At 56.8% G+C, this 3,226-nt stretch carries 1 rRNA gene; it reads left to right on the top strand.

Annotated features, from left to right (window positions below):
* Window positions 1-57: 57 nt before the first annotated feature.
* Window positions 58-3,179, top strand: a 23S ribosomal RNA gene (locus AB0C99_RS39470).
* The last annotated feature ends 47 nt before the right edge of the window (window positions 3,180-3,226 follow it).

Genomic DNA, 3,226 nt, shown 5'->3' with positions numbered 1-3,226 from the left:
GGGGTGATGGGTGGCTGGTCGTTGCTTGAGAACTACACAGTGGACGCGAGCATCTGTGGCCAAGTTTTTAAGGGCGCACGGTGGATGCCTTGGCACCAGGAACCGATGAAGGACGTGGGAGGCCACGATAGTCCCCGGGGAGCCGTCAACCAGGCTTTGATCCGGGGGTTTCCGAATGGGGAAACCCGGCAGTCGTCATGGGCTGTCACCCATGCCTGAACACATAGGGCATGTGGAGGGAACGAGGGGAAGTGAAACATCTCAGTACCCTCAGGAAGAGAAAACAACCGTGATTCCGGGAGTAGTGGCGAGCGAAACCGGATGAGGCCAAACCGTATGCGTGTGAGACCCGGCAGGGGTTGCGCATGCGGGGTTGTGGGATCTCTTTTTCACAGTCTGCCGGCTGTGAGACGAGTCAGAAACCGTATGGATAGGCGAAGGACATGCGAAAGGTCCGGCGTAGAGGGTAAGACCCCCGTAGCTGAAATTCATGCGGCTCGTTTAAGAGACACCCAAGTAGCACGGGGCCCGAGAAATCCCGTGTGAATCTGGCGGGACCACCCGCTAAGCCTAAATATTCCCTGGTGACCGATAGCGGATAGTACCGTGAGGGAATGGTGAAAAGTACCGCGGGAGCGGAGTGAAATAGTACCTGAAACCGTGTGCCTACAAGCCGTGGGAGCGTCGGATACAAGCTTGCTTGTATCTCGTGACTGCGTGCCTTTTGAAGAATGAGCCTGCGAGTTTGCGGTGTGTTGCGAGGTTAACCCGTGTGGGGAAGCCGTAGCGAAAGCGAGTCCGAATAGGGCGTTTCAGTAGCACGCTCAAGACCCGAAGCGGAGTGATCTAGCCATGGGCAGGTTGAAGCGGAGGTAAGACTTCGTGGAGGACCGAACCCACCAGGGTTGAAAACCTGGGGGATGACCTGTGGTTAGGGGTGAAAGGCCAATCAAACTCCGTGATAGCTGGTTCTCCCCGAAATGCATTTAGGTGCAGCGTCGTGTGTTTCTTGCCGGAGGTAGAGCACTGGATAGGCGATGGGCCCTACCGGGTTACTGACCTTAGCCAAACTCCGAATGCCGGTAAGTGAGAGCACGGCAGTGAGACTGTGGGGGATAAGCTCCATGGTCGAGAGGGAAACAGCCCAGAGCATCGACTAAGGCCCCTAAGCGTACGCTAAGTGGGAAAGGATGTGGAGTCGCAGAGACAACCAGGAGGTTGGCTTAGAAGCAGCCACCCTTGAAAGAGTGCGTAATAGCTCACTGGTCAAGTGATTCCGCGCCGACAATGTAGCGGGGCTCAAGCGTACCGCCGAAGTCGTGTCATTGCAGCGTATAGCCCCAACGGGTGCTGTGATGGGTAGGGGAGCGTCGTGTGCCGGGTGAAGCAGCCGCGGAAGCGAGTTGTGGACGGTTCACGAGTGAGAATGCAGGCATGAGTAGCGATACACACGTGAGAAACGTGTGCGCCGATTGACTAAGGGTTCCTGGGTCAAGCTGATCTGCCCAGGGTAAGTCGGGACCTAAGGCGAGGCCGACAGGCGTAGTCGATGGACAACCGGTTGATATTCCGGTACCCGCTTTGAAACGCCCAATATCGAGCCCATTAATGCTAAGGCCGTGAAGCCGCCCTGGATCCTTCGGGTGAAGGGGAGTGGTGGAGCCGCTGACCCAAGGTGGTAGTAGGTAAGCGATGGGGTGACGCAGGAAGGTAGTCCAGCCCGGGCGGTGGTTGTCCCGGGGTAAGGGTGTAGGGCGTGTGGTAGGCAAATCCGTCACACATTGAGCCTGAGACCTGATGCCGAGCCGATTGTGGTGAAGTGGATGATCCTATGCTGTCGAGAAAAGCCTCTAGCGAGTTTCATGGCGGCCCGTACCCTAAACCGACTCAGGTGGTCAGGTAGAGAATACCGAGGCGTTCGGGTGAACTATGGTTAAGGAACTCGGCAAAATGCCCCCGTAACTTCGGGAGAAGGGGGGCCATCACCGGTGATCGGACTTGCTCCGTGAGCTGGGGGTGGCCGCAGAGACCAGCGAGAAGCGACTGTTTACTAAAAACACAGGTCCGTGCGAAGCCGTAAGGCGATGTATACGGACTGACGCCTGCCCGGTGCTGGAACGTTAAGGGGACCGGTTAGCTCTGTTTCGACAGGGCGAAGCTGAGAACTTAAGCGCCAGTAAACGGCGGTGGTAACTATAACCATCCTAAGGTAGCGAAATTCCTTGTCGGGTAAGTTCCGACCTGCACGAATGGCGTAACGACTTCTCGACTGTCTCAACCATAGGCCCGGTGAAATTGCACTACGAGTAAAGATGCTCGTTTCGCGCAGCAGGACGGAAAGACCCCGGGACCTTTACTACAGTTTGATATTGGTGTTCGGTTCGGCTTGTGTAGGATAGGTGGGAGACTTTGAAGCCGTGACGCCAGTCATGGTGGAGTCGCCGTTGAAATACCACTCTGGTCGTGCTGGATGTCTAACCTCGGTCCGTGATCCGGATCAGGGACAGTGTCTGATGGGTAGTTTAACTGGGGCGGTTGCCTCCCAAAGGGTAACGGAGGCGCCCAAAGGTTCCCTCAGCCTGGTTGGCAATCAGGTGTTGAGTGTAAGTGCACAAGGGAGCTTGACTGTGAGACCGACGGGTCGAGCAGGGACGAAAGTCGGGACTAGTGATCCGGCGGTGGCTTGTGGAAGCGCCGTCGCTCAACGGATAAAAGGTACCCCGGGGATAACAGGCTGATCTTCCCCAAGAGTCCATATCGACGGGATGGTTTGGCACCTCGATGTCGGCTCGTCGCATCCTGGGGCTGGAGTCGGTCCCAAGGGTTGGGCTGTTCGCCCATTAAAGCGGTACGCGAGCTGGGTTTAGAACGTCGTGAGACAGTTCGGTCCCTATCCGCTGTGCGCGTAGGAATATTGAGAAGGGCTGTCCCTAGTACGAGAGGACCGGGACGGACGAACCTCTGGTGTGCCAGTTGTCCTGCCAAGGGCATGGCTGGTTGGCTACGTTCGGGAGGGATAACCGCTGAAAGCATCTAAGCGGGAAGCCTGCTTCGAGATGAGTATTCCCACCTCCTTGAGAGGGTAAGGCTCCCAGTAGACGACTGGGTTGATAGGCCGGATGTGGAAGCCCAGTAATGGGTGGAGCTGACCGGTACTAATAGGCCGAGGGCTTGTCCTCAGTTGCTCGCGTCCACTGTGTTAGTTCTGAAGTAACGAACTCGCCCC

Origin of the sequence: Streptomyces sp. NPDC048659, from assembly GCF_040650575.1 — a bacterium.
Classification (GTDB): domain Bacteria; phylum Actinomycetota; class Actinomycetes; order Streptomycetales; family Streptomycetaceae; genus Streptomyces.
Note: the sequence above shows the minus strand (reverse complement) of the source record. Positions and strands in the feature narration are given on the sequence as shown.